The sequence below is a fragment of the Streptosporangium jomthongense genome, assembly GCF_042650425.1.
Classification (GTDB): domain Bacteria; phylum Actinomycetota; class Actinomycetes; order Streptosporangiales; family Streptosporangiaceae; genus Streptosporangium.
On sequence record NZ_JBHSBC010000037.1, the window covers coordinates 1 to 5,503 of the forward strand.

Genomic DNA, 5,503 nt, shown 5'->3' on the forward strand with positions numbered 1-5,503 from the left:
CGCCCATAACTCCGTTATGAGCTCCTCCTCCGCCTTGCGGGGCATCCGCCTGGACGATCCTCGCCACGGCGAAGATCCACAAAACAGGTCCTAGCGGCGGGAGGACCGCAGGAAGCGGTTGCGCAGCCTGCCGAGCAGCATCGGCTCCCGCGCGGGGGCAAGCCCCTCCCGCGCCCTGCGCAGGTCGTCGAGGGCCTCGGCGGCCGAGGGGCGCCCGGCGGAGGAGGGGTCGCGCATCCGGCGCAGCAGCTCCATCACCTCGGCGGGCACGCCGGGACGCGCCTGGCCCACGGCGTCCGACCCCGGCGCGGGCAGTCCGCCGGTCAGCAGCTGGAAGGCGATCACCCCCGCCGCGTACACGTCGGCGGCGGCGGTCATCCGCTCCGGCCTGGCCTGGCACTCGGGGGCGACGTAGTGGGTGTCGAGCACGTTGGGCAGCTCGTTGGCCACCGTGTGCGGACGCGGACCGGGCTTGGCGTAGTCGAACCCGGTCAGCATGGCCCTGCCGTCCTCGGTGACCAGGACGCGGGCGGGACTGAGCGCCCGGTGGATGACGTTGTTGGCGTGGACGTGGGCCAGCCCGAGCAACATGTCCTCGACCACGTCGAGCTCGGCCTCGACCGACGGCCGCCTGCCCGCCTGGGACATGTACAGATGCAGCGCCTGGCCGTGCACGTCGTCCAGGACCAGCACGAACCGGCTCTCGTCGTCGATGGCGAAGAAGTCGCGCGAGCGCACGACGCACGGGTGCGGGGGGATGCGGGTGAGCGACTGGTAGGCGTTGGCGATCAGCCGCCGCTCGGCCGCCCTGGGCTCCTCCTCGGCCAGCGGGTCGGCGCGGTAGACCCGCAGCAGGACCGTCTCGCTGCCCGGCAGCGTCGCGTTGATCGCCCGGTACTCGGTGGTCCGGTTGTCCCCGCCGAGCTGCTCCTCGACCTCCCAGTTGCCGAAGCGTGGCGGCGAGGTCGACCGCCGCACGCTGCCGTTCAGCGCCTCGATCACCGCCGTGCGGTACGGCCTGGCGTCCGGGGTGTATCCCCGCCTGACCCGGGAGACGTCGCTCAGCATGGCGACCAGCCCCGCCAGGTCGGTGACGTGCCGCGCGTCACGGCCCGCCGGGTCGACGAGCTCGGCGTCGGCGCCCGTCAGCACGACGACGCTGTCGACGTAGACCCGTTCGAGCTCCCGGTGGCTCTGGGTGAGAAGGCCCTTCAGCGCCCGCCCGTTGCCGCGCAGCTTGGCCACGGGGGAGCCGAAGGCGTCCCGCCGCGCGGGGAACCACCGCGTCCCGGCCACCTCGATCCTGCCCCGGGTGCCCTTGACGTCGATGACACAGAGCGAGTGGCCGGTCACGACGATCAGGTCCACCTCGAAGGCGTCGTCGCCACGGGGCACCTCGATGTTGTGCAGCAGCAGCCAGTTGTCCGGCGCGCTGTCCCGCAGATGCGCGATGACCCGCCGCTCCGCGTCGTTGACCGGGCGCCCGCCACCGACGATCTGTGCCATCTCTAGCGTGCCGCCCTTCTTCTCTGTACTTGAAGTAGGGCAAGGGTCTCATGATCTCGCCTGTCACTACTTTTCGCCACTCCGCGAAAGTAGGCTCGGCGGACGTGGAACCCATGGAGATCACCGCCGGAGCGTTGCACCTGCGTCCGTGGAACCTGTCGGAGGCCGACGCCGTGGCGGCGGCGCTGGCCCTGCGGGATCCACGGATCCGCCGCTGGGCGACCGGCCTGCCCGAGGGAGCCGACGAGCGGGCCTGGCTCGCCCAGCGCGCGCTCGGCTGGTCCGACGGCTCGGAGGCCTCCTTCGCCGTCACCGGCGCGACGACCGGCGAGGTGCTCGGCCACATCAGGGTCAGGATCGGTACCGGCGCGGCCCGCGGCCACGGGGAGGTCGGCTACTGGGTGCTGCCCTCCGCCAGGGGCCTCGGCGTGGCCACCCGGGCGCTGGGCGTCGTCGGGCGCTGGGCGTTCGGCTTCCTCGGCCTCTCCCGCCTCGACCTGCGGCACGCCACGGGCAACGCCGCCTCGTGCCGGGTCGCGGTCAAGGGCGGGTTCGTCCTGACCAGGCTCCTGTCGGAGCCCTCGTGGGTCGAGGAGGAGGGGACGGAGGAGTTCCACCTGCACACCCTGACCCCCGGGGGCCCCTGACCCGGGCCGTACGGCGGGGCGCTCAGCGGCCGTGCCGCGGGCTGACCAGGCCGGTCTCGTAGGCCAGGGCGACCACCTGGGCGCGGCTCGACAGCCCGAGCTTGGTCATCGTCCGGTTCAGGTGGGTCTTGACCGTCGCCTCGCTCACCTGCAGCTCGTCGGCGATCTCCCCGTTCGACAGCGCCCTGCCGACCAGGCGCAGCACCTCCGTCTCCCTGGCGGTGAGCGTGTCGAGCCCCGTCCACGAGACGAGCGCGGTGTCCTTCTCCCTGGTGTAGGCCTCGACCAGGCGGCGCGTCACGGTCGGCGCGAACAGCATGTCCCCGGCGGCGATGGTGCGGACCGCCGCGATCAGCCGCTCGGGAGGGGTGTCCTTGAGCAGGAAGCCGGACGCCCCGGCCCGCAGCGCGTCGTAGACGTACTCGTCGAGGTCGAAGGTCGTCAGGATCAGCACCTTCGGCTGGGCCGGGCCCGTCGTGGCCAGGATGCGCTCGGTCGCCGCGATGCCGTTCAGGTCGGGCATCCGCACGTCCATCAGGATCACGTCCGGGCGGGTCGAGCCCGCCATGGCGACGGCCTCCTGCCCACCGGAGGCCTCCCCGGCGACCTCCAGGTCGGGGGTGGCCCGGATCAGCGCCGCGAACCCGGCCCGCACCAGGATCTGGTCGTCGACGACCAGTACCTTGATCATTGGTCTCCTCGCTCCTGAGGGGCTGAGAGCGGCAACGTCACCGTGACCTCGAACCCGCCTCCCGGCAGCGGTCCCGCGCGCATCTCGCCCCCGTAGAGCCTGACCCGTTCGCGCATCCCGATCAACCCGAGGCCGCCCCCCTCGTCCCCCTGCGGGACGGCGCCGTCGTCGGTGACCGTGATGATCAGCTCCTCACAGTCGTAGCGCAGCCGTACCGAGGCGTGGGCGGGCAGCGCGTGCTTGATGACGTTGGTCAGGCTCTCCTGGACCACCCGGTAGGCGCACAGCTCGACCCCGGGGTTGAGCCGCCTCGCCTTGCCCGACACGTCGAGGGCGACCTCGACCCCGGCGGCGCGGACGCGCTCGACGAGCTGACCGAGCTGGGGCAGGCCGGGGGTCGGGTCGTAGACGCCGTCGATGCCCGGCCGCCGGTCGACCCTGAGCACCGCCAGCAGCCGCCGCATCTCCTCAAGGGCCTCGTGGCTGGTGTCGGCGACCGTGGCCAGCGCGGTCCTGGCCGTCCCCGGGTCGCTGGCGAACACGTAACGGGCCAGCCCCGCCTGCACCGAGATCACCGACATGTGGTGGGCGACGATGTCGTGCAGCTCCCTGGCGATGCGCACCCGCTCCTCGGTGACCGCGCGCCTCGCCCGCGCCTCCTGCTCGTATCCGAGCCGCTCGGAGAGGTCGGCCAGGCGCCTGTTGCGGTCGGCGAGCCTGCGGGTGCCCAGGCCGAGCGTCCAGGCCGTCAGGACGATCAGCACGCTCTGCGCCAGGTTCAGCGCCGCCATGTCCTTCGACGCCGCGAGTGAGGACCACCACCAGACCGAGGTCGCGGCCAGGACCCCGGCGACCCCGGCCGCGAGCGAGCGTCGTACGGTCACGGTGTAGAGCGTCAGCAGGACGGAGAAGTTGTTCACGTTCGGCTGGTAGCCCAGACTGTGGTGCCACAGGGACGCGGCGACGCACAGCAGGAGCGCGGTCATGGGCGCGTGCCGCCGTACGGCGACGGGGAGGTTGGCCGCGCAGGTCAGCAGGATCGCGACCGTGTCGGGACGCAACCAGGTGCCGGTCTGGTCCTTGACGGCCCACACCAGGGTGATCCCGGTGAGCGCGACGGCCAGCAGGGTGTCGACGATCCGTGGGTCGACCTCACCCACCCGCCGCGCGAGTGCCGTCACTGTTGCCCGCATGCGCGGCATGCTAGCCAGGCGCGGACCGTCCTCTCATCGAGCCGGTGGATGAGTGACCGTACCGCGGAAGTTGTACGGCCGCGCCGCGCCTACCGCGCGGGTCACGGCCGTATCCGCCCGCGGGCCGATGTGGACCGGGTCTCGCGCGGCTTACGGTGAGTCCGCTGTGGGACGACGGCCTCGTTGTCAGGGGCCGTCTGACGTGGGTTCCGCCGGCGGCTCCGGCGTCCGCGGCGGGCCCGGAGGAGCCGCAGGCCGCCAGCGAGACGACCAGGGCCGTGACGGCGGAGGCGATTNNAGGCGCGGGGAAAGGGCGCGCGGCCGCGGGGAAAGGACGGGCAACGGCCCGATCAATCGTCGGTGACCTGGGGTTTGCCGTCCCGCCACAGGGTAGGCGCCTTCTCCTGTAGGGAGGAGGAACGCCATGATCGGCAATCCCAAGGACACGCTGTCGACCGCCGAGCTGATCCGGCGGATGTCACAGGAGGTCTCCCGCCTCGTCAGGGACGAGCTTCGCCTGGCGAAGCTGGAGTTCGCGGAGAAGGGCAGACACGCCGGGCTCGGGGCGGGGCTGTTCGGCGGGGCCGGTGTGGTGGCCCTGTACGGCGGCGGCTGCCTGGTGGCCGCGGTGATCCTGCTTCTCGCCCTGGTGATGCCCGCCTGGGTCGCCGCCGCCGTCGTGGGCGTCGTGCTCCTGGCCGTGGCCGCCGTTCTGGGGCTCCTCGGCAAACGGCAGGTGTCCGAGGCCGTTCCGCCCGCTCCCGAGCTGACCATCGAGAGCCTCAGGGAGGACATCGGCATGGTGAAGGAGAGTGCGCACCGATGAGCGAGAGCGACAACGGAACTCCGAAGGACGAGATCTGGGACGCGGGCACGGTCGGCGCCCACAGACAGCGGGTCGGCGCCCCGGTGGCCCCCGACGAGAGGATGTCGCTGAACGTCCCGCCCAAACAGCCGGGCGGGGGCCCCTCCTCGGCGCCCACGGGTGAGGGGGGCGACGGCACGCCCAGCCTCGTCGAGGGGGACGGGGGCACCGGACAGCCCACAGCCGTCCGGCGGACCCCCGGGAAGGCCCCCGGGAAGGCCGCAGAGGGGGCCACAGGGAAGGCCACAGGGGCTCCGGAGAGGTCTCCGGAGAAGGCCCACGGGAAGGAGACGGGCGAGGCCGGGGGAACGAGCCGGGAGTCCGTACGGCGGGACATCGAGCGGGACCGCCGCGAACTGGGGGAGACCGTGGAGGCGCTGGTGCGCAAGACCGACGTGCGAGGGCGTGTGCACGAGACGGCCGCCCAGGTCGGCGACGAGTTGCGCCGGGCGGGCGCGGCCACCGCGGCCACCGCGACCGGGGTCGCCGAGCGGGTCAGGCGCACCACCCCGGCCGACGTGCGGCGGGCCGCCGACGAGGTCACCACGCGGGCGGCCAGGCGTCCCGTCGCGGCCGCGGCCGTGGCGGCCGTCACGGCGGG

At 72.9% G+C, this 5,503-nt stretch carries 6 protein-coding genes; 3 read left to right on the forward strand and 3 right to left on the reverse strand.

Annotated features, from left to right (window positions below; genetic code table 11):
• Positions 1 to 90 precede the first annotated feature (90 nt).
• Entirely contained in the window at positions 91 to 1,506 is a 1,416-nt protein-coding gene (gene mads6, locus ACFOYY_RS31140; RefSeq protein WP_386194620.1) for a methylation-associated defense system protein kinase MAD6, read from the reverse strand.
• A 113-nt stretch (positions 1,507 to 1,619) separates the two neighbouring features.
• On the opposite strand from mads6, the gene ACFOYY_RS31145 reads away from it, so the two are divergent.
• A complete protein-coding gene (locus ACFOYY_RS31145) occupies positions 1,620 to 2,153 on the forward strand; it encodes a GNAT family N-acetyltransferase (protein ID WP_362775904.1) in 534 nt (177 codons plus the stop codon).
• 22 nt (positions 2,154 to 2,175) lie between these two features.
• Here ACFOYY_RS31145 and ACFOYY_RS31150 read toward each other — a convergent pair whose 3' ends face one another.
• Entirely contained in the window at positions 2,176 to 2,844 is a 669-nt protein-coding gene (locus ACFOYY_RS31150; protein WP_352011573.1) for a response regulator transcription factor, read from the reverse strand.
• Entirely contained in the window at positions 2,841 to 4,037 is a 1,197-nt protein-coding gene (locus ACFOYY_RS31155) for a sensor histidine kinase (protein WP_386194624.1), read from the reverse strand. The genes ACFOYY_RS31150 and ACFOYY_RS31155 overlap by 4 nt, the downstream gene beginning before the upstream one ends.
• A 424-nt stretch (positions 4,038 to 4,461) precedes the next feature.
• Here ACFOYY_RS31155 and ACFOYY_RS31160 point away from each other — a divergent pair, with 424 nt between their 5' ends.
• Positions 4,462 to 4,863 carry a phage holin family protein gene (locus tag ACFOYY_RS31160; RefSeq protein WP_352011575.1) on the forward strand — a complete coding sequence of 134 codons (402 nt, stop codon included), beginning with the start codon at positions 4,462 to 4,464 and terminating at the stop codon, positions 4,861 to 4,863.
• Positions 4,860 to 5,503, forward strand: a 644-nt coding sequence (locus ACFOYY_RS31165) for a DUF3618 domain-containing protein (protein ID WP_386194627.1), incomplete at its 3' end; no start/stop codon positions are given. The genes ACFOYY_RS31160 and ACFOYY_RS31165, both read left to right, overlap by 4 nt.